Consider the following 24,366-nt stretch of genomic DNA (forward strand, 5'->3'; position numbering starts at 1 on the left):
TGCAAAACGCGCAACCCTGTGGGAGCTGGCTTGCCAGCGATGACGGACTCAGATTCGACATTGATGTTGACTGACAATCCGCTATCGCTGGCAAGCCAGCTCCCAGAGTGGTTTTTGGTGTATCAGATATTCGCGCGCAGTACTGTGGTTGGCAGCGCCTCACCGCGCTCGGCACTCGCCGCCACCGCTGCAATCAATCCCTCCAGCTCATAGCCCTGCGCCTTCAGCCAGGCCTGATCGTAATAGGTGTCGGCATAGCGCTCGCCGCCATCGCACAGAATCGCCACGATCGACCCCGACTCCCCCGCCACATTCATCTGCTGCGCCGCCATCAGCGCGCCGATCAGGTTGGTCCCGCTCGACCCGCCGACATGCCGTCCCAGACGCTGCGCCAGATAATGCATGGCCGCCAGCGACAAGGCGTCCGGCACCTTGACCATCGCATCGATGACCTTGGGCAGGAACGACGCCTCGACCCGGGGCCGACCGATGCCTTCGATCCGCGAACCGCAGTCCAGGCGCAGGCTCGCGTCGCCCGTCTGGTAGTAATCGAAGAACACCGAACGCTCGGCATCGGCGCACAACACCCGGGTGCAATGCTGGCGATAACGCACGTAGCGGCCGAGAGTCGCGGTGGTGCCGCCGGTGCCGGGGCTGGAAATCAGCCAGCTCGGTTCCGGATGTTTCTCGAAACGCATCTGCTGGAAGATCGACTCGGCGATGTTGTTGTTCGCCCGCCAGTCGGTGGCCCGCTCGGCGTAGGTGAACTGGTCGATGAAGTGGCCGCCATGCTCGCGGGCCAGACGTTCGGATTCGGCGTAAATCTGCGTCGGATCTTTCACCAGATGGCTCTGGCCACCGTAGAAAGCGATCTGCGCGATCTTCTCTTTCGAGGTGGTCGCCGGCATCACCGCAATGAACGGCAAACCGAGCATGCGCGCGAAATACGCCTCGGAAATCGCCGTCGAACCGCTGGACGCCTCGATCACCGGCGCGCCGGGTTTGAGCCAGCCGTTACACAATGCATACAGGAACAACGAACGCGCCAGGCGATGCTTGAGGCTGCCGGTGGGATGGCTCGACTCGTCCTTGAAATACAACTCGATGCCTGCAAAACCCGGCAGCGGCAAGGGGATCAGATGGGTGTCGGCGCTGCGCTGGAAGTCCGCTTCGATGATGCGGATGGCTTCGCGGGCCCACTGGCGGTTGTCGCTCATGGTCATGTTCTCGTTGATTCGGGCAGGAATTGCCTCGTCACAGGCTCAGCGCTCAAGCATAGGAAAAAACCTGCAGGCCTCACAGATACAGCTGAGGCTCAATTCATCCACCAACTGCCAGGTTCTGTGCAAATGGGTATCAGGCTTTTTCAGTAACGGCGCAGAACCTTTCCTCCCGTTCTCTGCGCTGAAGCGGCCTGCTCGCCCCCCTGCCTGACCAATAGCGAACAATCCGCACTTAATCAAAGATCCGTCCTACAGCCAGCCTTTGTCCGCTTCGTTAACGTCGTGCAGCCCTTTCGAAGGGTTGTCGATGGATGAACGAAAGGACGCTCAGTGGCTCGCAACAAGGACATTCCCCGGGTTCCCAACCCGCCGGCGGGCGACGGGCATCACGTCACATGGCGCTACATGACGGCCACTGAACTGGCCGAGCGCGAAGCCCGGCAGAACGCTTACGACGCCATGCTGGCGCGGCAGGAGGCCTTCGAGCGCAGTCGAGAGGTTGCGGCGAAAAAGCCGGATCCGGTGCGTGCCGGATGCGTGTTCGCCAAGTCCTGCAAATTGCCGGACGCGATCATCGACTACGCGAATGCTTCGGGGATGGTGCCGACCGACAGCCTGAAAGATTACGGAGATCTGATCCTGCTCGGCGGCCGTGAAGCCGATGACAGCGGCGGCGTTCCACTCAAGAAAATCAGCGGCACTGCCATTCCCGCAGGCCTGGGCACCTTCGCCCTTGCGGGTGAGGCGTTCAAGGCATTGCCCGCCATCGCTTCCGCCGCCGTTGTGACCCCTTTGGTCGGGCTGGTGGCGTTGCTCATGCCATCGAACCTGGGCGACAGCGCCCTCTATACCGAAGACCAGTTGCTCGCCCTCAAACAGGCGCGCACCCGCGTGCGCCTGCGCGTCGAACAACAGGCCGACGGCAGCCTGCGGGGCTACGGCTTCTACACCGGCAGGAATCGCGATTGGGAAATGGTCGATGTCGCACAGTTCACCGCGCGCGGTAACCGTTTCGTCGCCGACCTGGGTGAAGGCATCGAACTGATCTGGACGCCGGCGGTGGATGGCTCGGACGTTCTCGGTATTCCGGCGCTGGAGGCTGCACCGCAACCACCGCACATCTGGGTGTATCCGCCGACGAAAGCGGCGGACGGGATTCTGGTGAATCCGGTTTATCCGCCGGAGTATCGGGATTTCATTCTGGTGTTTCCGGCGGATTCGGGGGTTCGGCCTCTATACATCGTGGTCAACACCTCGCGCAAAGGCTTACCACCAGTAGGACACAGCTATCATAAACCTCCGAAAGCAGAGGAAATTACCGCGTTTCCCGGCCTGAAAAAGGCACAGAAAATGAATCCCGTACAAGGAGGTGGCGGACTTCGGGAACGATGGAAGGATGCAAAAGGCAGGAGAATTTATGAGTGGGACTCGATGCACGGCGAGTTGGAAGTTTACCGTGCAAGTGACGGAACTCACCTAGGCGCTTTTGACCCTTTTACAGGAGAGCGACGAGAAGACCCGAAAGATGAAAGAAGCATCAGAAAAAAATACTTGTGAGGGTGATGATGGGATTAAAACTAAGGCTGGAGTGGTACGACAAGCAAACCCATCTATGCGAGGGCGAAGAATATTCCGAGGATTTAGGCGACGATGAAACCGTTTTGAATGCCTTGGGTATACCGGTGGAAAACAACATTAATAATGGCGGCTTCAACGTACTCGAAAGTTGGAAACCTGTCCTTCAACCTTACTTTCAAAATAATATTTCCCTAACGACTTACGACTATCAAATTTCGTTCGACTACAGCGACGTCTGGTAAGCGGCACCTCAGATCATAAAAAACCCCAACCAGTCACCTGATCGGGGTTTTGTTTTACCGCTCGTTCGCGCTTAGTGCGAAACGCGGCTGGTGCCACCGACGGTGGAGATGCGTACGCGCTCACCGACACGGAACACTTCGTTTTCCTGAACCTGTTGCACGTAGGCGCGCATGCTGCCGTCGTCTTCGCGCACGGTAATTTCCACGCCCTGGGTGCGGGTCAGGCCTTCTTCGGTGGCCGAACCGATCAGGCCGCCGGCCACGGCGCCGATGACCGCCGCAACGATGCTGCCCTTGCCGCCACCGATGGCGCTGCCGCCGACACCGCCGACCACTGCGCCTGCAGCGCCGCCGATCGGGGTCTTGGTGCCTTCGATTTTCACCGGACGCAGGGATTCGATGGTACCCATGCGAATCGTCTGCACACGACGCGCTTCGTCACGGGAGTAGGAGTCACCGGTCAGGCTCGACTGGCAGCCGGTCAGCAACATCGCCATCGTGGAAAAGGAAGCAACCAGCAGAACAGACTTACGCATAGCATCAACTCCAAAAGAACAGGTGTTCATTAAACCCCGCTGCTTGACGCCTGTCACGACGCAGCCCGGATAAACTTGATTTTATTCAGGCCCGGTACAGGCACCTGCAGACCCACCCAACAGTAGCGCCAAATCGCCCAATCCGCCCTGCCAACCCAAGGATTTTCATGGATTACCTGATCATTTTCGTCACCACCGTCGCCGGTCTGTACTTCCATGGGTGGCTGTACGTGCGGATCAAACGCTGGATGGATCGTGACCTGGCCCTGTCGCTGGCGGGCAAGGATGAAGACAAACGCGCCTTCATGCTGCAACGACTGGCCGATGCCCGCGTGCAGAAGATCAAGCGTCGGGACCTGCCGAAGTGGCTTGAGGCCGCTGCGGCAAGCTATCCCGCTCGGTAGACTGCTTAAGGCGCCAGACGTTCAAGAATCCAGTCGGCACCCTGCTGACGGTAGTTCAGGCGATCGTGCAGACGACTTGGACGGCCCTGCCAGAACTCGATGCGCTCAGGCAGCAGGCGATAACCGCCCCAGTGTTCCGGACAGTGCGGTTGCGCATCGCTGAAACGCTGCTCGGTGGCCTTGAGCAACTCTTCCAGTTCGCCGCGCCCGTTGATCACCCGGCTCTGCGGTGAAGCCCAGGCCCCGAGCCGACTGCCCAGCGGACGCACCTGATAATAAGCATCGGACTCAGCAGGCGTGACTTTCACCACACGCCCTTCGATGCGCACCTGGCGCTCCAGGGTCGGCCAGAAAAACGTCATGGCAGCCAACGGGTTGGCCGCCAGATGCTGGCCCTTGGCGCTGTCGTAATTGGTGAAAAAGGTGAAGCCCTGCTCGTCCAGGCCCTTGAGCAGCAGAATGCGGCAGTGCGGGCGACCGTCCGCATCGACCGTGGCCAGGGTCATGGCGTTGGCCTCCACCGGCGCCTGTTCGGTTTTCACCGCATCGGCAAACCACTGGTGGAACAACGCAAAGGGTTCAGCCGGGGCTTGCGCCTCGGTCAGACCATCCCGGGTGTAATCACGACGCATATCTGCCAGAGCCTGGGTCATGGCGCATTCCTTTTCGTTAGCGGATCACTGCTTGGAAGTATCGCTGGCGGCAACTTTCTTGTCAGTCGTCGCGGCTTTGGCCGGAGCGGTTTTCTTGGCTGGGGTTTTCGCCGGAGCCTTGGTCGCCGCCTTCTTCGCTGGTGCCTTGGCAGCGGCTTTCTTCGCCGGAGCCTTTTTGGTTGCAGGTACGGCGGCCTTCGAAGCGGCCGGCGCCGGGGTTACCGGTTTGGCTGCAGGCTTGACGTCCTGTGCGGCAAGCATCGTGGTCGGTGCGGGCGCCGGCATGTTGTATTTGCTCAGCAGGGCCACCATGGTGTTCTGCGGGGTCACCAGCAGTTCGACGCGACGGTTCAGGGCACGGCCTTCGGCGCTGTCGTTGGCCGCACGCGGGGCATCGCCACCCATGCCGCGCAGCATCAGGCGATCACGCTGCAAGCCGCTCAGGCGGAAAATCGCCGCCACGGACTGAGCGCGTTCCTGGCTAAGCTTGACGTTGGCCGGCGCGGCGCCGGTGTTGTCGCTGTGACCGAGCACCAGGACAGCGGTTTTCGGGTCAGCTTCGAGGATTTTCGCGACATTGGTGAACGGGCTGAGGGTCACTGGCAACAGCATCGCTGGACGTTTCGGGTTGAACGAGCCTTCAACCGGCGCGATCACCACCAGAACGTTGTCGCGGCGCTCGAGTTGCAGATTGCTGTCCTTGATCGCTGCACGCAGGCGTGGCTCGTAGTCATCCAGCCAGGCCTGAGTGACTTTCGGGTCAGGCATCGGCACCACTTTGGCCGTGGACTGGTCCTTGCCGCCGAACGGCCACCACCACTTTGTGCCGGTGTCAGCATCGGCCTTGGCCACTACCGCCGGTTTTGCTTCTGGTTTGACTTCGGGTTTCACGTCGGCCTTGGCCGCCGCGTCATCGGAGCTGCCGAACGGCCAGTACCAGTGGCTGCTGCTTTCAGTCTTGGCCACAGGTGCGGTCGCGGCAGGTTTGAGCGGCGCCGGGGCTGCGACAGAAGCCGGGGCTGGGGCCGGCTCTTTGGCCGCCACTTTGTCGGAAGATCCGAACGGCCACCAGCTGCCGCCGTCCGCATCGTTTTTAGGAGTCTGTGCGCAACCGGTGATCGCAACACACAGGGCCAGGGCGAGAGTTTTTTTGGATGACATTGAAAATCCACAAAGTGAAGTAATGAAAGATCAGAGCTCTTTTGCCCGGATAAACAGACGCTTTGAATCAAAAAACCGGATCTGGTTCCAACCCTGGAACCTCATGTAACGCTTTACAGACAAGTGGCAAGTACCCGCGCCAGTTGCTGCGCGCGCGGATCCATCAAGACGTACGGCCCAAGGGTATTTGTCACAAAACCGAACGCGACATCGTGCTCGGGATCAGCAAAACCCACCGAACCGCCCGCCCCCGGATGACCAAACGCCCGCGGGCCGAGGCCATAGGTGGCGTTCGCCATGTCCGGCTGATCGAGCATGCAGCCCAGGCCGAAACGGGTACGGGTCAGCAGGGTCTTGTCTTCGCCGTAACTGTGTTCGCGGGTCAGTTCTTCGAGCATTTCGCTTTCGAGCAGGCTGCCATCGAGCAAGCCAGCGTAGAAACCGGCCAGGCTGCGCGCGTTGCCATGACCATTGGCGGCCGGCTGCTGCATGCGCCGCCATTCCGGTTTGTTGGTGCTGGTGAGCACCGACGGCGGATTGGTGAAGGCACGGGTGGTCATGGCGGTCGGTTCGCGCAGGGTCACCTGCAGCAGACGCTGGGCCGCGGCATCGCCGACGTTGCCCTTGCCGCGAGCAATATGCGCCACGCGGTAGAATTCTTCGTCCGCCAGACCGACCTGGAAATCCAGCCCCAGCGGCCTGGCGACACGAGCGACGATCGACTCGCCCGGCCCACGACCGTCAGCACGGCGCAGCAACTCGCCGACCAGCCAGCCATAAGTGATGGCGGCATAGCCGTGACCGGTGCCCGGCGTCCACCACGGCGCTTCGGCTGCGAGGGCGTCGACCATGGTCTGCCATTCGTAGAGGGCGGCGGGCGCCAGCAACTCGCGCAGCGCTGGCAGACCGGCCTGATGGCAGAGCAATTGGCGCAGCGTGACGGTTTCTTTGCCGGCGGCAGCGAATTCCGGCCAGTAGCGGGCAACCGGTGCATCCAGTTGCAGCTTGCCTTCGGCCACCAGTTGCAGCGCGGTGACCGCAGTGAACGTCTTGGTGCAGGAAAACAGGTTGGCGATGGTGTCGCTGTGCCAGGCCTCGGCGCCGTCCTTATCGGCGGTACCGGACCAGAGGTCGAGGACAGTTTCGCCGCTGACCTTGATGCACAGGGCTGCGCCGCGCTCCTGGGGATCGTCGAACAGTGCCGCGAAAGCCTCGCGCACCGCTTCGAATTGAAGCTCGTAATGACCCTGAATCTGCACCCGCAACTCCCCCGCGAAAACGCTCTACAAAGTGGCCCGCATTGTTCCAGCCCTTGAGGGATTTGGGAACAGCTGCGGGCCGGGTGGTCATTTCAAAGCAAAATCAAAAGATCGCAGCCTGCGGCAGCTCCTACAAAATTCCATTCCCTGTAGGAGCTGCCGAAGGCTGCGATCTTTAAGCCATCAAACCTCAATGACCATTGCCCGAATGCCCACCCGCATGCCCGGCCCCCGGGCCTTTTCCAGCTTCAGCCTTGCGCCCGCCTTCGGCTTCATGACCGGCGACCGCAGCGGCCTTCTCAGCCTCTTTGCCCAATTGATCGATCGCCTGCAGATTGCTCTTGCGCACCGCTTCGACGAAACCCTGATACGGCAGATCGGTAATCCCCACCAGACCAAAGTGCCCGTTCTCGCCATCAAGCAGACGCCCGGTTACCGGTTGGTCCAGATACTGGAACCAGTGCACGCCAACAATCGATGGTTCGCTTAACGCCTGTTTGAGGAAGTTGGCATACGCCGGGCCGCGATCTTCTTCCTTCGCCAGTTGCGTCACGCCACCCCAGAACGGGCCGCGATCACTGGAGCCGAAGTTGAACTCGGTAATCAGCACCGGTTTGTCGAGGGCACGCAGAGCGGCGAAGTCATAGCCGTCCTGCGGTTTCAGCGTATACAGGTTGAAACTCAGCACGTCGCAATACTGCGCGCAGGACGCAACCGCTTCCGGAGTGCTGGTGGCGAAACGGCCGCCGAGCAGCAACTGGTTCGGCGCGTGCCATTTCAGCGAATCCGAGATGGTTTTGAAGTAGGTGTCGGCGAACACCTTCTGGAAGTATTTGAAGTCGTTTTCGATTTCCGGGTGCTCCGGATTCGGCATCGGTGGCACGAAACCCGGGTCTTCCATCAACTCCCACGCCGGCAGATCAATGCCCCAGGCTTTCGACAGGCCCGCCTGGTTGCGGTACTTGTCGCGCAGCTGCTTGAGAAACGCGCGTTTGGCCGGCACGTCGGTGGTCATTTTCAACGTGCCATAGGCCAAGGCATAGCGCGACTGCGGATCATCGCCCGGACCGGCCCAGGCCAATTCGTTGTCGGCGTAGTAACCGATCAGCCACGGATCATCGCGATGATCGCGGGCGGCGATGGCCACGGCACGCTCGGTGGCCATCGCGAAACGCGGGTCGAACGGATCAGGCATGCCGCCCCACCAGTCGCTGCCGGTGCTGATGCTGGTGTAGTCGCCGACGATCGACAGCGGCAAGGTGTACGGCACCCGCTCGGCGTCGGCGAGCGAGTCCGCACTCCAGTTGCCGACGGTGTTGAAGCCCCAGGCCTGCAAGCGGTCGAGGGTGTGGGTGGCCCACTTCTGCTGATCGACCGTGGCCTTGCACGGCGCGGCTGGCGGTTCGGCTTGCGCCGGTGCTGCGCAAGGTTCGCCGTACAGGCGTTGCAGGTTGGCGCCGTAAAAATCGTACCAGCGCCCGTTGCCATAGCCTCGGCCCTGATCGGCACCGTTGCCGCCACGGTTATCGCCTTCGCCGAAATGACTGGCAAGTGGTTCGTCAGGCTTGGGCAGGGATTCGAACATCCACTCACGCCCGGCCACGTAGGTCTGGTTGACCTGCGGGCTGACGGTGTTGACCCCCAGCGAATAGAACGGATGTCCTTCCGGCGTGACGAGATACCAGCGACCGTCACGCTTTTCGGTGCGGAAAAAGCCGCTGGCCTTGAACGCCGGGCCTTTATTCCAGCCACCGAACTTGTCCAGCGAGGACTTTTCGCGCTCGGCCAGCCAGGTTTTCAGCTGTTGCTGTTCCTTGGCGGCGGCGGATTTCAGTTGTTCGTCGTTGCTGATTTTTTCCGGCCATTTGCTGCGGGTCGATTGACCGTAGGCGTCCACCAGATTGCCGTAGACGGCGTGGGTCACAGCATCGCCGTCCTGCACGCCGAATCGCTCGAGCAGCAGGCTCTGCGCGGCCTTCGGCTGATCCATCCACAGGCTCACCGACACCACCTGGCTGCGATCCAGTTCACCGCTGCTGCTGGCCAGCAGAATTCGCTGGCCATCGACAGTCATCGGCATCGGCGGCCCGGCCTTCATGCCCTGGCTCAGCGGCGAAGTTGCCACCAGCGGCACCAGCAGGGTTTGCGCAGGGCCGGCCGGCAGGTCAACGCGGCTGGTCAGGGTCTGGCCGTTGTTGCTCTGGATTTGCACGTAGACCGTCACGGCCCAGTTCATTGCGCTCTGCAGACGCAGGCTCATCATGCCCGACTGCGACCAGTCCCAGGCGCCGGTTTGTGGGGTCAGGCGCAGGGTCGGGCGAGCCACCGGGTTGAACGTCACCCGGCGCAGCACTTCACCTTCCGGGGTTTGCTCGGCGTTGGCTTGTGGCAGGTCAGTGTTTTCGGTGACGACTTTCACCACATCGGCAGGACGGACGAAGTTGAACAGGGTCTGCTGACCGGCAGGCGCCGCCAGTAACGGAGCGGCAAAGATCAAGGCAAAAACGGCAGGCAACGAGCGGCGAATCATAAGAACGGAGTTCTCCCTAACGACCAAAAGGCCAATGGAAAAGCATGGCAGAGAGATAGACAGCGCGGCGGGCAAAACTGCCCACCGTTGTCTCAGGATATTTCACGACGGAATGGCGGTAACGCATTGAGGATCGCCTTGCCATAGCGCTGGGTGACCAGGCGCCGATCGAGCAAGGTGATGGTGCCGCGGTCTTCTTCGGTGCGCAGCAGGCGGCCGCAGGCCTGAACCAGTTTCAAGGAGGCGTCGGGCACCGAGATTTCCATGAACGGATTGCCGCCCCGGGCCTCGATCCACTCCGACAGCGCCGCCTCGACCGGATCGTCCGGCACCGAGAACGGGATCTTGGCGATCACCACGTGTTCGCAATAGGCGCCCGGCAAGTCCACCCCTTCGGCGAAACTGGCGAGGCCGAACAGCACGCTGGAATCGCCGCCATCGACCCGCGCCTTGTGCTTGTTCAGGGTTTCCTGTTTCGACAGGTTGCCTTGAATGAACACTTGCTTGCGCCAGTCGCGGTCGAGGCCGTCGAACACGTCCTGCATCTGTTTGCGCGAAGAGAACAGCACCAGACTGCCGCGCGAGCCTTCCACCAGTTCCGGCAGATCGCGGATGATCGCCGCCGTGTGGGCCGCTGCATCACGCGGATCAGCCTTGAGGTCCGGCACGCGCAACACGCCGGCGTCGGCATGATGAAACGGGCTCGGCACCACAGCGGTGACGGCTTTCTTCGGCAGCCCGGCGCGCATGCGAAAGCGGTCAAAGGTGCCCAGCGCGGTCAGCGTTGCCGACGTTACGAGGCAGCCGTAGGCGACGTTCCACAGGCTGCGGCGCAGGGTTTCTGCGGCGAGAATCGGGCTGGCGTTGACCTCGATGTCGAACAGCGAGCCGCTTTCGGCCAGCGTCAGCCAGCGGGCCATTGGCGGGCTGTCCTCCGGGTCTTCGGCGGTGAACGCGGTCCACAGTTCCCAGTTGCCCGAGGCACGGGACAACAGGCTGCCGAACAGCGGATACCACTCTTCGGCCTGATTGCTGGCGATGCCGATGTTGACCTCGCCGTCCATGCCTTCCTTGAGCAGGTCGGTCAGGCGGGTGAACAGATCGTTGAGCCGCGAATAACCCTTTTTCAGCTCGATGCCCATCTCGCGCATGTGCTCGGGAATTACCCCGCCGACGAAACGATGGCGTGGCCGCTCGCGGCCTTCAACGTCTTCGCCGGGTTTGAAATCGGCAATCTGCTCGCACGCGGTGAACATGAACTGCTGCTGGGTCTTGATTTCCCGCGCCAGCTCCGGCACCTGCTCGATCAGCTTGCCGAGGTCGCCCGGCAACGGATGCTGGGCCAACAGTTTGGTGAGGTTCTTGGCCGTGGTTTCCAGCCAGTCGGCGGTGGAACGCAGGCGCGTGTAATGAGCGAAGTGGCCGATGGCCTTGTCCGGCAGGTGATGGCCTTCGTCGAACACATAAATGGTGTCACGCGGATCCGGCAGCACCGCACCGCCACCGAGGGCCAGGTCAGCCAGCACCATGTCGTGGTTGGTGACGATCACATCGACCTTGCCCATGCCTTCACGCGCCTTGTAAAAGGCGCACTGGCCAAAATTCGGGCAATGGCGATTGGTGCACTGGCTGTGATCGGTGGTCAGCCGTGCCCAGTCGGCATCTTCGAGAGCGTTGGGCCAGCTGTCACGGTCGCCGTCCCATTTATTGCCGGCGAGTTTCTCGATCATGCTGGTGAACAGCTTCTGACTGGCCTCATCGACCTCGATCTTGAAGCCTTCTTCTTCGAACAGCTGCGCGGTGGCGGTTTGCGCGTGGCCTTCCTGCAACAACATGTCGAGCTTGGACAGGCACATGTAGCGGCCACGGCCCTTGGCCAGCGCAAAGCTGAAGTTCAGCCCGCTGTTGCGCATCAGGTCGGGCAAGTCCTTGTAGACGATCTGCTCTTGCAGGGCCACGGTCGCGGTGGCGATCACCAGACGCTTGCCGGCCAGCTTCGCCGTGGGGATTGCCGCCAGGCTGTAGGCCACGGTCTTGCCGGTACCGGTGCCGGCTTCCACCGCGACAATCGCGGGGTCGCCACTGCGCCGGCCTTCGTCGTCGGTGTCGATATCCCCGAGGACTTTGGCGACTTCGGCGATCATCAGGCGCTGGCCGTAACGCGGTTTGAGGCTCTTGGCTTCAAGAAAACGCGAATAGGCGCCCTGGATCGTGGTTTTGAGTTCAGTGCTGATCATTGAATGTCGGGCGTAAAAACGCTGGATAAATTTTCAGTAGTTCGGATCGGCCGCTATCATACCCCGCTAATCAGTCCCGCGCAGAACGGAGTACCCCAATGACACCTTTTAGCCTCGTTTATCCGCTGCATGTCCTGTCCGCCCTGGTCTGGGTCGGCGGCATGTTTTTCGCCTGGATGGTCCTGCGCCCGGCGGCGGTGAAGGCGCTCGACGGCCCCGCCCGCCTGACCTTGTGGGTAGAAGTGTTTCAAGGTTTTTTCCGCTGGGTCTGGGTCGCGGTGATCCTCTTGCCGATCAGCGGCGTGGGCATGTTGCACTTGCAGCAGGTCGGCTTCGAGACCGCGCCGAAATACGTGCAGGTGATGATCGGACTGTATGTGGTGATGACGGCGCTGTTTATCCGGATTCAGGGTTTGATGCTGCCAGAGTTGCGCAAAGCCGTTGAAGCCAAGGAATGGCCGGTGGGTGCGGCAGTGCTGGGGCGGATTCGCCGGGTGGTGGGGATCAACTTGATTGTGGGGTTGGTGCTGGTGGCGATTGCAGCGGCAAGGCCGATGTTCTGACGACCTGCACTTTTTGTGGTGAGGGGATTTATCCCCTCACCACAATCAAGAAGTGCTGTGTTTAGAGGCGCTGCACAGTCACCGCCCCCGCCGCACCCGTCGGCCCCGGCTGACCATCCGCCCCGGGCTTGCCGTTCTTGCCGCCATCGGCGCGATACACCAGGCAGCCCTTGGACTTGCCACCCTGGCCGGCCTTGCCGCCAATACCCGCCGGGCCGCCGGCGCCGCCCGCGACATTGACCTTGATCAGCTCAGCCGGAAACTCGCGCGGCACTTCAAGACGCACCAACGCACCCGGTGCACCCGGCTGGCCGTCACTGCCATTACTACCATCAAAACCGTGACCGGCCGCGCCCCAAGTGCAGCCCGGATCTTCGCCGTTGCCGCCATCGAGGCCAACAAAACCCGGCGCGCCGGTACCGCCGCGAGCATCCACAAACAGTTTTGGCGCGTTCAGTGCCTTGAACTGCAAATTCAGATTACGCCCGGCACGGGCGGCTTTTTCATAGGTGCCCGGCGCGCCGCGTGAGGTGATCAGGCTGCCTTCGGACAGTTCGGCACGGATGACTTTCATGTCCAGTGCCTGTTCACTCGGGACGATCGCAATGCGCGCTTCATGGCCCAGACGCAATTCGCCGACGGTCAGTTCGGTCACGTTGGCAGGAATCAGCAAGGTGCCGTAGTCCGCGACGTCCAGCCGCTCCAACTGCAGGGTGCTGGCCGTGTTGGGCAAACGCATCAGGGAATTGGTTTCGACGCTGACCACCTGGGCGCAGGCCAGAGGACTGATGAGTGCAGCGAGCAGGCAAAGTTTACGCATGGGAAGAAGCCTCCGGAGCGGCCGGGGCCGGGATGGTTTGCAGGTGAAAAACGCCGAACAGCAGGATGCGCAGACGGTCGCGCCACGGGTTGGGACGCCCTTTGAGGCGAGAGAAAAGCAACTCCAGCCCATGCAGCGCCAGCAACAAGGCGCCGGCCAGATTGACCAGCAGATGCAGCGGATGCACAAACGGCAGCAGCAGATTGACCACCACCACGCACCAGAACAGCAGGGTCAGCAAACGCCCCAGCCCCCAGAAAACCTTCATACGCTCCCCCGTCTCGGAATTATTCTTTGGGCGCACAGTAACGGCTTACGCGGGGGATAAGCCAGAGGGGCAAAAGAAAAAACTTTTGTCAGTCGTCGGATCGCTGCCGGTTCGACGATGATCGTCGCCCGGCAGCTCTAGCCTGCGGACTACAGACAAGTCCTAGCGATTGATATGCAACTCTACCCGACGGTTTTTCGCCCGCCCTTCGTCCGTCGCGTTATCGGCCACCGGCTCGCTCTCGCCGCGCCCTTCGCTGGTCAGTTTGGCCGGTTCCAGGCCCTGGCTCAGCAGATACGCCGCCACACTGCTGGCACGCCGCTCCGACAACGCCTGGTTATAGGCGTCCGAACCCTTGCTGTCGGTATGGCCGATGACTTTGATGCTGACCACGTCAGCATTGCGCAGCTTGTCCATCAGCGTATCGAGCTGGGCTTTCGCGGCCGGGGTCAGGTCCGACTTGTCGAAATCGAACAACACATTTCCGGCATCGCTGAGGGTGATGACTTCCGATTGCGGTGCAGGCTCGGGCGCTTTTTCCGTGACCGGGTATTGCGGCAGCGGACAACCACGATGATCGACCGGGGTATTGGCCGGAGTGTCCGGACAACGGTCGCGGCGATCGAACACGCCATCGCCATCTTCATCGCCATCCTGGGCATAACAGATCAGCCCGCCGGTAAGGATCCCCAGCGCGGCACCGCCACCGGCCCAGCCGCCACTTTCAATGGCGCCGAGGCCGCCACCGACCAGCCCGCCGATCAGGCTGCAAATCGGCCACGTACGTTGATTGAGGGGGGCGTCGCCGTCGCTGTGAGTGGCGCAACCGGTGAGCAAGCTGCCCAGCAGCAGCACCGGCAAGACGGACCTTGAGAAAACAGTCATTGTGAAAGCTCCTGTGTCACCGGCCCATACCGGTTACACAGGAGTAAAGACGCGCATCCGCGACTGCACAAGCCGCGGATGCGTGAGGGGCTAGCGGACGATTTTGATTTCGGTACGACGGTTCTGTGCGCGACCGTCAGCGGTTTTGTTATCCGCCACTGGCTGGCTTTCACCCATGCCCGAGACCGAAACGAAGCTGGCACGCGGCACACCTTGCTGGATCAGGTATTCCACCACCGAGTGCGCACGACGATCCGACAGTTTCTTGTTGTAGGCATCACTGCCCACGCTGTCGGTGTGACCGGTCACGGTCAGTTGCGCCGTGGACGACTCTTGTTTCAGGCGCGTGGCAACTTTGTCCAGCACCTGTTTATCGGAGCCGGTCAGGGTGGCTTTGTCGAACTGGAAGTGCACATCGCGGATGACGATGGTTTCTTCCTTGACCACAACCGCCTCTTCTACCACAGGCGCCGGGGCTGGTGGAGGGCAGCCGTCAGCATCGACCTGCACGCCTTTAGGCGTGTGCGGGCACTTGTCGCGGCTGTCCGGCACACCGTCGCCGTCTTCGTCGCCATCACCGTGCACCCAGCAATAGGCCGCTGCCGTACCGCCGACCAACAGTGCGCCGTAGCCGGCCCACGCCGAACTTTCCGTCGCACCGAGACCGGCCCCGACCACACCGCCGACCGCCGCACAGGTCGGCCAATCGGTTTTCTGCAAACCTGCGCAACCAGTCAACACACTGGTTAGCAGAATCAAAGGTAATGCTGTCCGAACTATGCTCATCTGGTTTTCTCCTGAGGGATCGGCTTAGAACCGATTCACGGAGTAAAGACCGGAGTTTTAATCTCCGCCAGCAATAGGCCACTGGCATTTGGGACCGTGTTCACAGGGATTCGGCACTTTTGCCACGCGCGACAAATCGGGGTCTAGGCCGGATCCGTCTGGCGCGCTAGTCTTGGCGATCTGATTGAGGAGCTTCGATGAACGTCGCCATTTCTTCGCGCACGCCGCAACAGGCGCTGGCCGCTTTACTGGATCGCTATGCCCCGGCGCGTTTGCTGCTGATCGGCGCCAGCGAATTTCCGGCGCTCGCCGCTTTTAAACAGGCGCACCCGGATTGCTGCGTGGCCCACGCCGAACCCGGTGCGTTGCCCGCCGAACTCGCGGCGCGGCGCTTCGACCTGGCGCTGGTGGTCGATTGCCTGGAGCACTTGCCCAAGCGTGACGGTCTGAACCTGCTGGGCGGGATTCGCAACCTCAACGCCAGTCGCATTGCGGTGCTGGCGGATCTGCCGGCCAGCGGCTGGCAGGAAACCGATTTCTACTCGCTGGCGCTGCAAGCCAGTGAGCGCTTTCAGCGTGACGAGCAGGTACTGACCCTGTTCACTTACGATCTGCTTGACTACAAGCAAGTCCCCGACTGGCTCAACTCGCGGTTCTGGGCCAATCCGGAAAACTTCGGCAAATACTGGTGGTAATGCAATGAGTACAGCCATTTGCCCATGCGGCAGCGGCAACCTGCTGCTGGCCTGCTGCGGTCCCTACCACGAAGGCCACCCGGCGCCGTGCGCCGAAGCGCTGATGCGGTCGCGCTACAGCGCCTACGTTTTGGGGCTGATCGATTATCTGGTGGCCACTACCCTGCCCGCCCAGCAGGCCGGTCTGGATCGCCAGTCGATCAGTGCCTGGAGCGCGCAAAGCACCTGGCTCGGCCTTGAGGTCGAAAGCTCGGAAGTGTTCGGCGGCCAGCCCGAGCACGCCTTCGTCACCTTCACCGCGCGCTGGCACGACAGCCAGGGCGAACACAGCCACCGCGAGCGCTCTTCATTCGTGCAGAACGCCGGGCGCTGGTACTTCATCGACCCGACCGTGCAGTTGAAGCTGGGGCGCAATGACGCGTGTCCATGTGCCAGCGGGCAGAAGTTCAAGAAATGCTGCTACAACTACCTACAAGGAACGTGAATCAGTAGGTAGTGTGATGTCCAAGGTGTTCAGTTACATTCGCTTCAGTTCAGCGAAGCAGTCAGCGGGCGACAGCGAAGCCCGCCAGATGAGAGCCGCGAAGGAGTTTGCTGTAGAGCGCGGGCTCCAACTCGCAGACCCAACTGAATATCTGTTCTTCGACCGTGGTCGTTCCGCCTACAAGGGTAAGCATCTAGACGACACAGGTGAGTTGGCGCGATTCCTCGCCTTCGTAGACGACGGCACCATTCCGCCCGGTAGCTTCTTGGTGGTTGAGTCACTGGATCGTCTGTCACGTGAAAAGGTGCGGGACGCCCTACCCCGCTTTCTTGATTTGCTTGCCAAGGGAATCAACGTCTACACCAGCACTGACAAGCGTCTGTATACCCGTGAGTACAACGAACTCGATTTGATCATCTCGATCATCTCAATGGCACGTGCTCATGAAGAGTCTTCCATTAAGGGGAATAGGGTTTCATCTGCGTGGCGGAAGAAACAGGCTGATGCCCGTGCCACAGGCAAGCCTCTAGGAAAGCTCAGGCCGCTTTGGCTGGATATCACCCCGGAGGGTTACACCCTCAACCCTGACCACGCTCAAGTGGTGCGACGGATCTTCGATCTCTCAACGCAAGGACACGGGTCGCGCAACATTGCAGCCACGCTGAATCAGGAAGGCATACCGGCGTTCTCTGCGGGGCGAAAGAACTTCTCCGGCCTCTGGGGATTTAGCACCGTCCGCCACATCCTAGATAGCCGAACAACGTTAGGCGAGTATCAGCCCCACATCTTCATTGACGGCGTCAGGACGCCAGATGGCGATCCCATCAAGGACTTTTTCCCGGCTGTCGTGGATGAAGAAACCTTCTACCGGGCACAGGCTGCACGAGGCTCTCGGCGACTACACAAGATCACCAGACAGACGAAAGACTTCAACGTGATGGCGGGCGTCTTCTTTTGCTTCGATTGTGGCGCTGCCATGCACCTGCAAAGCCAGAGAGGCCACAAATATTACAAGTGCAGCTTCAGCATCCGGGGAATGTGCAGCGCGGGAGTTGTCAGCGCCACACGCACCGAGACTGTGTTTCGGGAAATCCTTGCGAAGCTGGACTCCTTGAGTCTTGTTCAAGGGAGTTCAGGGGCCATACGTAAGAAGCTGGACGTTGCGGAGGGTCGTGGTGAAGAACTGCGAGCCAAGCTTGCAGCCGCTGAAGATGCACACAACGAATACCCCAGCAGGACAACGGCAAAACTACTCCACGAGCTGGAAAGCCAACTTGCGGCTGTAGACGCTGAGAGGGATGCACTCCGTCAGCAAATGGCAGTTGACCGGGTAATGAGTAAAGAACACTTCTTTGAAAGGCTCGACCTAACGTCCTTCGAGGGGCGCAACGCTGCGAATAACCTGACTAAACGGCTAGGCACGAAAATCTTTGTTCGGAAGAACGGGCGCTGTAATGAAACATATTTGATCAGCGTGACGTCGGCTGGTGGATCAGAGTCGTCAGTCATCGGGGCCATCACCCATACCAATAAGCGGATTCGGATCGACAGCGCATCGGATGCGTTTGACGAACTGCAAAAGCTCCACGGCGATTCGCCAAAATGGCAGCGGGCGGCGACGCACTGGATGAAGGAAATCAAAGTGCCCGCCCGGCCAGAACTGAAACGTCAGCTCCGCTGAAAGCAAGAATTCTTGTGATAGCGTTCGCGCCCTTAAAAAACATCGCGAACGTTTCTACAGTCGAAAAAACAGTGACAGACGGTCTAGCTCAGCAGGTTCGCGGCCTACACGGGAATTCCGGATTTCTTACACAATTTACGCATAGGTTTATCCACAGGCAGTACATTGCAATCACCACACGATACGCAATATCCTGTACCCGACGGCAAGAGAAACCCTACATATTGGGTTTTTGCCGTAGATGGAAGACCGTAATAGGTCTGTAGAAGGGAAATGCTTGCGAGTGGTCACGCGAAGTTTGGCGACAGAACGTGATCCACCCGCACCACCCCCGACACACACGTTTCAAAAACGCATGAATCTGGGCAGGCGGTTATTAAGCCAACAGCGTGACCGTCACGTCAACAACACTTTGAGTGTACGTTGTCACGCCCAGAGGATTGCATCACTGCAATTTCTCTAGAGGCTCCATTTCTCATGGCTAGACGTCCCCGTCACCGCTCGTCGTCTCAACGCACCAAAAGTGTTTTCGTCCACGACTACCCCCGCTGGCGCTTTGGGCGGTGGGAGCACGTGAGGCAGCATTTCCGTAGCCCGCCTTTCCAATATGTTCTCGACCTGTAATCAATGAGACGAATCACCAACTTGATTCAGGTTGGTGATTCCCTTCAAACGAGATGAGGAGCAAGAATTGTCTACAGAACACGTTAATTGCAGTAAGTGCGGGTCTACCCTCTCCATCCGATGCATCAAGCTTCGAGTGAGAGATAAAGACGAACTGTACTGCCCTGTTTGTGGCGACCAACTCAGAAGCTGGAACGAAGCTAAGATGTGGATAGCAGAGGTAATTGAGCGGGCGGAAAATCATCTACAGAAGCAATCGAGCGACAATCCCAACCATTGAACAATGCGCCACGTGATAGCGCAGTGCCCAATGAGGATCTAAGCTCTTGCAAACACTCACGCCTAAGAGATTTGCCATGAGAACAGGGATAGCGGTAACAATTGCATTACTAGGATTAGCGTTTTCATCACCCACGCTCGCTGAATGGAATACAACGACTCAAGACGACATTTTCTCAGGTGGAAAAAAGGCAATGATGTTCGGCTCCATAAGCCCTGCTCAAGCCATTGCTTTCGATTGCGACGCGGAACAGTTGACCCTTGCACTGCTACAAAAAGAAAAGTGGGCCGATACTAGAGCGAGCACCGACTGGGATCTACTGGTTAAGGTGGACAAAGGCGAGATTCACCGATTCAAGGCTCAAAGCGCTCAACGTAATGATGCATATGTTCAGTTCATCACATACGAGAAGGGAGAAATCCTTAAATTGTTGACAGAACTTCGCAATGCGAAAGCGCCTATTTTGCTAGGATTGCAATCAGAAGAATTTGATTCCAAATGGTCTGGAACAGTGCCTGCGACTGGATCAACTCGCGAGACAGATAAGTTTCTTCAGGCTTGCAATCTGAAATAGCGAATCTCAGTTCCTAGCCCGATAACAACGCAATTATTCTAGGGCGACAACTGTTAACCAATCGAGACACTTTTCAACCAGCCGTCGGAAAAATGGACTTAAATAATATAATTAAACTTAACTGATACCTCCCACGATAGGAGGTATTTGTCATGACCACTGAAAAACCGGTCGTTGTAAAACCCCAAGACCCATCATTGAAAAACTCTAAGATTTTAGAGGGCAAGTCTTCACTCGGTGATATCAAGGGCATGCCGAGCGGCGTAACCTGCTCATGGAATGGTGCGACTTATTCACCCGGCGGCACCGTCTGCGACAACGGGAAAACCATGCACTGCAACGGTGATGGCGTGTGGATATGGGCAGGCGGGCTTTGCTGACTGGTAAGCCGAAGGGCTTGTATTTGCATTCTTGGTACGAGCCTTTTGAACTACACCTTTTTTGAGCTCTTGGTTCCCCCGCCGTTTTCAGACTTTGCAAAGGGTGGGGTTGACTGTGTTCAGAACTGGAAAAATAAGCTAGTGGCCTACTCTCGGTGACTAAGCGAGAGGTGTTGAACGCCACGACACGGATGAACATGCAGAGCGCCGGAATATGGAAATAATGAGCCTATCAGGCACTCTCAGAGCCTCTACAAGCCACGCCATACCAACCTGAATCACATGTGACATCAGAGACGACAAAGCCCGCTCAAGGCGGGCTGATAGGCTGTCTGAACTCCTATTTCATTTCACGCTTGATCCTATACACAGTCGCCACACCACAGTCAGAGAGCTTAGCCACGTCATCGGCTGACAGGGTTGGATTCTTACTGATCAGCGCTTGCACCTTCTTCCAGAGTTCAGCGTTCTTACTCTTCCCCGCTGGCTTCCAGTCAGGTTCAGCAGCACGTTTGTTCTTCAGCCCTTCATTGATCCGCTCAACACGTTTCTCTTGGTCGAGGCGTGCCATGGTAGCCATCAGGTCAAGCAACATTGCGTTGATCACTTCCATGATTTGACCGGTGATGCCCTTGTCCTGAGCCATCATGTGAGTGGTTGGTAGATCAGCGATTACCAAACGTAGACCCTTAGCCTTGATCGCTGCCTTCAAAGTCTCCCAATCAGCATGCGAAAGGCGACTTAGACGGTCTACTGACTCACAGGTGATTATCTCTCCCGGCTTGGCTGCATCTAGTAAACGCATCAACTCAGGACGGTTGAGCTTGGTTCCGCTGATGTTCTCAGCGTATACACCGACAATGGTCAGACCCTTTTCAGCAGCGAACGCTTCCAGCGCTGCCCGAGCACGGTTTGCGTCTTGATCCTTGGTGGATGCTCTCAGGTAGAGATGGGCGTTCATGGCTGGCTATCCTATAGAGTAATAAACCGATAGACCAATGATAGTCTATCAGATAGCAAGCAAACCATAGATATTTGATAGTCAGATCAATCCTCAGACAGACGGTTATCGCACTACCAATAAACTAGACTTCTTTGATAGCGATTATTGCCTGAGCTTGTAAATTTCAGCGCTGATAGCAGCCGCGTTCTTGTCGATGGTTTTCAGTGCGGTCATGACATTCAGATGAACCACAGGCTCGCCCTGTAACCTCACCCACAGGGATAACTCTTCGATGGCAGCGGCTATTGCATGCTGGTTGTGCAACGGGAGCGTGAGTGCGTCTGCTGTGGCGATGTTGGCATCAGGGGTGTTAGGCATGGAGGGTCATCCTTGAAGGGTGCGAGGGAGACTAGCGACTTCCCTCACGGAAACGCTACTTCTTCTTGGGGCCGCTAGGCTTCTTGGGTGGAGGCTTGTCTTTTTCTTTTACCGTCTCCCTAGGCCTTTTCTCCGCCTCTTCCTTGGTGACGTATTCACCAGTGACCGCATCACGATATCTCGTTGCCATGTCAGCTCCTTAATGGCACGTCGCCACGTCGGCGACACCATCAAAGCTAGTAGAGGAAGGCCTTTGTGCAAGAAGGCTGAAAGGAAAGCGTGCTTTCGCACAAAATCCGTGATTCCGGTTCAAAACTACCGTTTTGGTGTGAAAACGTCAGTTTTGAGGTGCCGCCAGCGGATCGAACTTATCCTGAAATATGGGAAGCCCCGGAAATGCTGGCCTATAGACTGAGGATCTAACCAGAAGCTTGGTTATAACCGGCCACAAGGGCATGTTTGGCACGGGTTTTCGGGTGGTTTTCAGAGGTTTTCTCTGAGACTCAACTGGCGACCAGCCATCATGTACAATGGAACTGTCAGGACGCGGCCAGCTTTGGCCAAGGCAAGCGATCACACGAACGAGGTGGTAATGGACTTCTCGCAGCGGATGGGGCTGATACAGGCAAAGGCCGTTCAGGCTGACAATATTGACATCGAATTAAAAAACTCCCTTTGGAACGTATTAACAGCATGCTACTTTTCTAACTACCGAAGGTCTTATAGAGTAAGCTCTGATCTTTTGCGTGGATCGAATTTCCATCAATTTTCCATAGCACTATATTCAGAATTTTTCAAAGCCCCTATAGATCAGCTTCCTCGACACTGGGATGATTTCCTTGCCTCAGTGCGTAAAACCTTCTTTACAATCTCATGGCATAGAATATATAGCCTTTTAGAGTTTGTACCGATACATGCTCCTGAAAATTTAGGTGAAAGTTATTTTTCCCTTTGCAATACTACACTTGAGAAAGAGAACTCAGCCTACCGCTTTGTTGCTGGAAAAATAACGGAGGTAACCTCTCCTGAAGAGATTGATGAGATTGAGCAAGCGATTCTCAATTCAGATAAGTATGGAGGTGTGAAAGTTCACCTTTCTACGTCTCTAGGATTCCTCACCGACAGACAGAATCCTGATTATCGAAACTCGATCAAAGAAAGCATCAGTGCTGTTGAGTCTCTTGCAAAGAAACTTGTGGGCGATGACAAAGCTACGTTAGGACAAGCACTGAAGATTCTTGAGACCAAGCACAATTTGCATGGAAGCTTGAAGTCAGCATTCCTCACACTCTATGGCTACACCAGTGATGCTAGTGGTATTAGGCATGCGCTGTTAGACAATGCCACTGCACCAACTAAAGCTGACGCTCGTTTCATGCTCATCTGTTGTTCAGCCTTCATCAACTTCGCAATTGACAGCGTCGAAGATTGATGTGCGTTGGTGGTCGCACCGAAAGCGTTTAGCTTTCATCTGATTAAGCTATGGCGTGACCGCCGACTACCCTCCGGGTGTACCTCGACATAAATAAAATATAACAAAAATCCAGCTCTTGCTTTTGATCTTGCCTTTTTCTTCGGTGCATAAACGAATGCGTACGCATTCAGTAGTTACCCCGTCAGCCTCCGCTGACAGTCATTGCACGTCACCTTCGGTGTAGCAGATCAAAAGCGAAGAGCTTTGATGTGTGTTGATTTTATGTATTTATTGGTGAGCTGATCCAGAATCGGGACGATGCGGCTATTGTCCATCAACGTGTTATCACCTCAGTGCTTCGCACTAGGCAAATTTTTTATATATAAGAGGACTTTTGACCCCCCCTTGAATACAAAGGCTTGCAGCCCATTTCTTGCGTAATTTTTTTTAAATTCTTACGCAGCAGCTGCAAGAAAATCTCGATCATAAAGCAGGCAACTTTCTCTAGCTTCATCCAAGTACCATTTCTCTACGTATGCTTCGCGGACAGTGTCGAAGCCACGGAAAATCAGGCGAGGGTTTACGAGCAATTTGATTTCACCCTTTCTAATGCCATCGCGGGAGGTATATGTCCTTAAAAGCTTCGCCTTGACCAGAGGTGCAAGTTTCTTCGTCAGGTTGGATTCGGCGACACCCAGGGCCTTCGCCAAGTCCGCCTTGGTCATAATTATAATGTTAGCGTATCTCACAAGACCATGGAGAGTGTAAAGCGTGTTCATCATCGGAAGAGTGATACGACAATCCACCCCGGTTCTTTTCCATTGTCCATGAGCGTGATCTTGTGCATCAACAAGTGGAAACTTGGAAAAGGGAGGCAGTGTGCGAAGGTCTACGTGCTTAAGGAATATGTGTAGATCATCAACGCTTCGGCACTTACCAAGCTCTGGCTTCAGCGCATCCGTTGCTGCTGTGTAATGGGTAACGGTGTATTCGCCATAGATTTCACCAGTTTCTTGATCGACTCTGAATCCATTGATGTTACTGGTATGGCATTGTTGCGAAAGCGGTGTTTGGTTATTCAATTGTGTATCTCCTGTGTCAGTTCATTACATAGGCGTGTGCCTCGTCGTGTATTGGGTTGGGTCGAATTCCAGACGAACGAAAACCAACGCCTGACATCACTCTATGGCGTGTCGAGAACGTTCGGTGCGGACTGCTGGAAAGAGCACCCTTATACGCTTTTTTACCTTATTTTGTCAAGGTCTTTTATGTGCATGGAGTGCAGTTAGTTCTGCGTGAGTATCGCTAATCCGTGCCGACCAAAGATGGCAATGTGTGCCAGCCCTTCAGGCATACCGAATAGGACGCAATCCCACAGAGTTTCAATTACAGCAGGCATTTGATGCACCACAGTTTCTCCGTAAACAGCAGCGACGTATTCACGACATGCTTGCATGTGATTAGCTTCGTTAGGGAGGTCTTCGTATTTCAATGCTTGATCTCCCCTAACGCCTGAGACACCTTCAAATATATACGACGATCAACCCAACTCTTCATATCCTCACGCTCACTGCTCTGCTCACGCTGGAGGCGATTGTATTGATCACGCACTGTTACATCGGTGTAGATATTAGCGTTACGCTCAGCCATTTGGGCATATTGCAGAGCCATATCGCTTGTGTGATTGAACAAATAAACGGTGAGACCAGCTCCCACCGCTATCTGCAACAACGCACCAAGCAGGATTGCCTTGATGATGGACATCATC

Annotated in this window: 26 protein-coding genes; 10 read left to right on the top strand and 16 right to left on the bottom strand. The window is 57.6% G+C overall.

Going from position 1 to position 24,366, the window contains the following annotated elements; translation table 11 throughout:
* Positions 1-122 precede the first annotated feature (122 nt).
* Complete coding sequence (locus tag KVQ82_RS23395) at positions 123-1,223, bottom strand: PLP-dependent cysteine synthase family protein (protein ID WP_222016125.1); 1,101 nt, start codon at positions 1,221-1,223, stop codon at positions 123-125.
* A 330-nt stretch (positions 1,224-1,553) separates the two neighbouring features.
* Between KVQ82_RS23395 and KVQ82_RS23400 the strand changes: the two genes are divergently transcribed.
* On the top strand, positions 1,554-2,780 hold the full coding sequence (locus KVQ82_RS23400) for an S-type pyocin domain-containing protein (RefSeq protein ID WP_222016127.1): 1,227 nt from the start codon (positions 1,554-1,556) through the stop codon (positions 2,778-2,780).
* An 8-nt stretch (positions 2,781-2,788) separates the two neighbouring features.
* Positions 2,789-3,043: a colicin E3-like toxin immunity protein gene (locus tag KVQ82_RS23405; RefSeq protein WP_097086746.1), complete on the top strand. Its 255-nt coding sequence runs from the start codon at positions 2,789-2,791 to the stop codon at positions 3,041-3,043.
* A 71-nt stretch (positions 3,044-3,114) separates the two neighbouring features.
* Here the strand turns inward: KVQ82_RS23405 and KVQ82_RS23410 are convergent, their stop codons facing one another.
* Positions 3,115-3,579, bottom strand: coding sequence for a glycine zipper 2TM domain-containing protein (locus KVQ82_RS23410; protein ID WP_007969461.1), 465 nt, complete (start codon positions 3,577-3,579; stop codon positions 3,115-3,117).
* Between the two features lie 167 nt (positions 3,580-3,746).
* Between KVQ82_RS23410 and KVQ82_RS23415 the strand changes: the two genes are divergently transcribed.
* Positions 3,747-3,983, top strand: coding sequence for a hypothetical protein (locus KVQ82_RS23415; protein WP_047292092.1), 237 nt, complete (start codon positions 3,747-3,749; stop codon positions 3,981-3,983).
* A gap of 5 nt (positions 3,984-3,988) precedes the next feature.
* Here KVQ82_RS23415 and pdxH read toward each other — a convergent pair whose 3' ends face one another.
* The 5 genes from pdxH to dinG all read right to left on the bottom strand — a co-directional run bounded on the left by pdxH (position 3,989) and on the right by dinG (position 11,823).
* Positions 3,989-4,636 carry a pyridoxamine 5'-phosphate oxidase gene (gene pdxH, locus KVQ82_RS23420; protein WP_222016128.1) on the bottom strand — a complete coding sequence of 216 codons (648 nt, stop codon included), beginning with the start codon at positions 4,634-4,636 and terminating at the stop codon, positions 3,989-3,991.
* A 24-nt stretch (positions 4,637-4,660) separates the two neighbouring features.
* Complete coding sequence (locus KVQ82_RS23425; RefSeq protein WP_041070603.1) at positions 4,661-5,797, bottom strand: OmpA family protein; 1,137 nt, start codon at positions 5,795-5,797, stop codon at positions 4,661-4,663.
* Between the two features lie 113 nt (positions 5,798-5,910).
* Complete coding sequence (locus KVQ82_RS23430; protein WP_222016130.1) at positions 5,911-7,056, bottom strand: serine hydrolase domain-containing protein; 1,146 nt, start codon at positions 7,054-7,056, stop codon at positions 5,911-5,913.
* Between the two features lie 190 nt (positions 7,057-7,246).
* On the bottom strand, positions 7,247-9,586 hold the full coding sequence (locus KVQ82_RS23435; RefSeq protein ID WP_222016131.1) for a beta-galactosidase: 2,340 nt from the start codon (positions 9,584-9,586) through the stop codon (positions 7,247-7,249).
* Between the two features lie 92 nt (positions 9,587-9,678).
* Positions 9,679-11,823, bottom strand: a complete 2,145-nt coding sequence (gene dinG / locus KVQ82_RS23440) for an ATP-dependent DNA helicase DinG (protein WP_047292082.1) — start codon at positions 11,821-11,823, stop codon at positions 9,679-9,681.
* A gap of 98 nt (positions 11,824-11,921) precedes the next feature.
* Between dinG and KVQ82_RS23445 the strand changes: the two genes are divergently transcribed.
* Complete coding sequence (locus KVQ82_RS23445; RefSeq protein WP_041070611.1) at positions 11,922-12,386, top strand: DUF2269 family protein; 465 nt, start codon at positions 11,922-11,924, stop codon at positions 12,384-12,386.
* A 61-nt stretch (positions 12,387-12,447) separates the two neighbouring features.
* On the opposite strand, the gene KVQ82_RS23450 is transcribed toward KVQ82_RS23445, so the two are convergent.
* The 4 genes from KVQ82_RS23450 to KVQ82_RS23465 form a co-directional block, all read right to left on the bottom strand.
* Positions 12,448-13,206, bottom strand: a complete 759-nt coding sequence (locus KVQ82_RS23450; protein WP_222016132.1) for a collagen-like protein — start codon at positions 13,204-13,206, stop codon at positions 12,448-12,450.
* Complete coding sequence (locus tag KVQ82_RS23455; protein ID WP_041070615.1) at positions 13,199-13,474, bottom strand: DUF1145 domain-containing protein; 276 nt, start codon at positions 13,472-13,474, stop codon at positions 13,199-13,201. The genes KVQ82_RS23450 and KVQ82_RS23455 overlap by 8 nt, the downstream gene beginning before the upstream one ends.
* A 162-nt stretch (positions 13,475-13,636) precedes the next feature.
* Positions 13,637-14,359: an OmpA family protein gene (locus KVQ82_RS23460; protein WP_041070617.1), complete on the bottom strand. Its 723-nt coding sequence runs from the start codon at positions 14,357-14,359 to the stop codon at positions 13,637-13,639.
* A gap of 90 nt (positions 14,360-14,449) precedes the next feature.
* Positions 14,450-15,145: an OmpA family protein gene (locus KVQ82_RS23465; protein ID WP_041070618.1), complete on the bottom strand. Its 696-nt coding sequence runs from the start codon at positions 15,143-15,145 to the stop codon at positions 14,450-14,452.
* Between the two features lie 197 nt (positions 15,146-15,342).
* Between KVQ82_RS23465 and KVQ82_RS23470 the strand changes: the two genes are divergently transcribed.
* The 5 genes from KVQ82_RS23470 (at position 15,343) to KVQ82_RS23490 (ending at position 19,863) form a co-directional block, all read left to right on the top strand.
* Positions 15,343-15,840: a DUF6231 family protein gene (locus tag KVQ82_RS23470; protein ID WP_041070621.1), complete on the top strand. Its 498-nt coding sequence runs from the start codon at positions 15,343-15,345 to the stop codon at positions 15,838-15,840.
* Between the two features lie 4 nt (positions 15,841-15,844).
* Positions 15,845-16,324, top strand: a complete 480-nt coding sequence (locus tag KVQ82_RS23475) for a YchJ family protein (RefSeq protein ID WP_222016133.1) — start codon at positions 15,845-15,847, stop codon at positions 16,322-16,324.
* Positions 16,325-16,340: 16 nt separating this feature from the next.
* On the top strand, positions 16,341-18,005 hold the full coding sequence (locus tag KVQ82_RS23480) for a recombinase family protein (protein WP_222016135.1): 1,665 nt from the start codon (positions 16,341-16,343) through the stop codon (positions 18,003-18,005).
* A gap of 950 nt (positions 18,006-18,955) precedes the next feature.
* On the top strand, positions 18,956-19,483 hold the full coding sequence (locus KVQ82_RS23485; protein WP_140395993.1) for a hypothetical protein: 528 nt from the start codon (positions 18,956-18,958) through the stop codon (positions 19,481-19,483).
* A gap of 152 nt (positions 19,484-19,635) precedes the next feature.
* Positions 19,636-19,863, top strand: a complete 228-nt coding sequence (locus KVQ82_RS23490) for a hypothetical protein (RefSeq protein WP_140395994.1) — start codon at positions 19,636-19,638, stop codon at positions 19,861-19,863.
* Between the two features lie 340 nt (positions 19,864-20,203).
* Here the strand turns inward: KVQ82_RS23490 and KVQ82_RS23495 are convergent, their stop codons facing one another.
* The 3 genes from KVQ82_RS23495 to KVQ82_RS23505 all read right to left on the bottom strand — a co-directional run bounded on the left by KVQ82_RS23495 (position 20,204) and on the right by KVQ82_RS23505 (position 21,374).
* Positions 20,204-20,824 (bottom strand): recombinase family protein, encoded by a 621-nt coding sequence (locus tag KVQ82_RS23495; RefSeq protein WP_222016137.1) that lies wholly within the window; start codon positions 20,822-20,824, stop codon positions 20,204-20,206.
* 144 nt (positions 20,825-20,968) lie between these two features.
* Positions 20,969-21,184 (bottom strand): hypothetical protein, encoded by a 216-nt coding sequence (locus KVQ82_RS23500; RefSeq protein WP_222016139.1) that lies wholly within the window; start codon positions 21,182-21,184, stop codon positions 20,969-20,971.
* 55 nt (positions 21,185-21,239) lie between these two features.
* Positions 21,240-21,374, bottom strand: coding sequence for a multidrug transporter (locus KVQ82_RS23505; protein ID WP_086792107.1), 135 nt, complete (start codon positions 21,372-21,374; stop codon positions 21,240-21,242).
* 402 nt (positions 21,375-21,776) lie between these two features.
* On the opposite strand from KVQ82_RS23505, the gene KVQ82_RS23510 reads away from it, so the two are divergent.
* On the top strand, positions 21,777-22,616 hold the full coding sequence (locus KVQ82_RS23510; RefSeq protein ID WP_086792108.1) for an AbiJ-NTD4 domain-containing protein: 840 nt from the start codon (positions 21,777-21,779) through the stop codon (positions 22,614-22,616).
* A gap of 437 nt (positions 22,617-23,053) precedes the next feature.
* Here the strand turns inward: KVQ82_RS23510 and KVQ82_RS23515 are convergent, their stop codons facing one another.
* Both KVQ82_RS23515 and KVQ82_RS23520 read right to left on the bottom strand, forming a co-directional pair.
* A complete protein-coding gene (locus KVQ82_RS23515) occupies positions 23,054-23,680 on the bottom strand; it encodes a hypothetical protein (protein WP_086792109.1) in 627 nt (208 codons plus the stop codon).
* Between the two features lie 406 nt (positions 23,681-24,086).
* A complete protein-coding gene (locus KVQ82_RS23520) occupies positions 24,087-24,365 on the bottom strand; it encodes a hypothetical protein (RefSeq protein ID WP_222016141.1) in 279 nt (92 codons plus the stop codon).
* Position 24,366 lies beyond the last annotated feature (1 nt).

The organism is Pseudomonas sp. AO-1 (genome assembly GCF_019775695.1).
Classification (GTDB): domain Bacteria; phylum Pseudomonadota; class Gammaproteobacteria; order Pseudomonadales; family Pseudomonadaceae; genus Aquipseudomonas; species Aquipseudomonas parakoreensis.